The 1,635-nt window shown below is 43.4% G+C and carries 3 protein-coding genes; 1 reads left to right on the forward strand and 2 read right to left on the reverse strand.

Features of this window, described 5'->3' with window-relative positions; translation table 11 throughout:
* Positions 1-80: 80 nt before the first annotated feature.
* The gene (locus QUA04_RS29555; protein WP_333264324.1) at positions 81-437 is read left to right on the forward strand and encodes a HepT-like ribonuclease domain-containing protein; all 357 of its coding nucleotides are present in this window, start codon (positions 81-83) and stop codon (positions 435-437) included.
* A 143-nt stretch (positions 438-580) separates the two neighbouring features.
* Here QUA04_RS29555 and QUA04_RS29560 read toward each other — a convergent pair whose 3' ends face one another.
* On the reverse strand, positions 581-1,069 hold the full coding sequence (locus tag QUA04_RS29560; RefSeq protein WP_333264327.1) for a hypothetical protein: 489 nt from the start codon (positions 1,067-1,069) through the stop codon (positions 581-583).
* 129 nt (positions 1,070-1,198) lie between these two features.
* Positions 1,199-1,618, reverse strand: coding sequence for an ATP-binding protein (locus QUA04_RS29565; protein ID WP_333264330.1), 420 nt, complete (start codon positions 1,616-1,618; stop codon positions 1,199-1,201).
* Positions 1,619-1,635: the final 17 nt, after the last annotated feature.

Consider the following 1,635-nt stretch of genomic DNA (forward strand, 5'->3'; position numbering starts at 1 on the left):
TTAGCAGGCATTCACTTTTTCTGAATATCATTATGTTATATTATACCAATATGCGTTTTAAATGCACAACAGCTTAATATGTGAATGCCACATTTTCTCTAGTTGTCTTTTTGTCAAGTACAATTTATACCAAATTAGATGAGCTTACCCTGACGGCTGATGCTGCTTGCGAGACTTATCTGGAAAGTGTTTTTATGCAAAGTGCCGTAGAGAGGCAGTTGGGCATTTTGGGGGAAGCAGCTCGCAGAGTTTCGATCGAGTTTCAGCAGTTACATCCCGAAATTGATTGGCGAAATACGATTAACTTACGCAATATTTTGGTTCACCGTTATGACCAAGTGAGCTCGGAAGTTATTTGGAATATAGTTACAAGTATTTTGCCTAGTTTGCTGGTACAAATAGAGGCATTACTGCCACCGTTACCTGATGATATTTGAGATCTTGCTCGGTCAAATCCCTCCGCTTAGCGCTTGAGGGCGATCGATCCGGTTTGTAGTGAGGACTTTAGTCCCCAGGAGCCTGCGGGCTACAGTCTTCACTACAAACTAATCTTAATCGATATCATTCAATCGGACATCAACTACGGTAGCTGACCTAATTTTTGAGTAAGAATCGCTACAGCCACTTCGTAATCTTTTCCGAGGAGGTAAGCGAAATGATAATAGCTGGCAAGATAGAAATCGCAACCAAACTTCTGATAGCGATCGCAGATCGCCAGAAATCCATAACGGGCATCGCTGGGCTTTGTGAACCAATCACGATGGTAAGAGTCCTGAAGAAACAGGGTGAGTGTCTGTTGGTCAGCACTCGGAATCAATCGAATGGGATGGATGCTGGCATGGTGTGATCGCGGCACTGGCAGCAGCAGGTTATACTCTTCAACTGTGAGAAAATCTGCCAGACTATCTTCGGCGATCTCAAAGTAGGATTCCTCCGGTAACTTGAGAAAATGGTGCCACGCCATCCAAAATTCGTGTTTGCTGTCAAATCCTGGATCGATATCTAATCGCCACTGTCGATCCTGACATAAATCATCGAGAACATCTTGGGGCAAATCCGTGAGTTTCATGAATCGTTTCCCTGCAATCCTTTTAACCACCTAGTTCGACTATTCTAATAGATATCTAGAGAAGCAAGAGATATTTCAAAAGAGCGATCGCCGGCAAATAAAAGGTGCGCGCTCGCACTCCACTTATTCTTAATTCTCTAGCTCCTTTAACGGTTCAAACACCAACAGTGAATCGATCGCCCCAATTGCCTCCGACATTCGCAACTCGTGCGCTCCTCCCACAGTAATATACCGCTTTCCTTTCTGCTGAAGAACCTCCACAAACTGCTGGTGCATAGTCATCCGTAAATGTTCGCTTTCTCGCGTTCCATCCTGAACAAAGCCGAAATCCGGCTGAGTCAAAATATACAAATCGTAGCGGCGGCTGTCTGCAATTTGCTCTACCATCGGGTGTTCCGAACCAACGTAACGTTTGTGCCAAATACAAGTAGCTAAAGAATCTGTATCGCAGATAACGACTTTGTTAGCGCGAGTAGCAATATCGTCTTCTATAGCATTTCTTAGAAAGATGAGGTATAATATAACTAACTTAAACGGAGTGAAAAATATAGAAGTTCAAAATGTTA

Source organism: Microcoleus sp. S13_C5, from assembly GCF_036700845.1.
In the GTDB taxonomy this organism is placed as follows: domain Bacteria; phylum Cyanobacteriota; class Cyanobacteriia; order Cyanobacteriales; family Microcoleaceae; genus Microcoleus.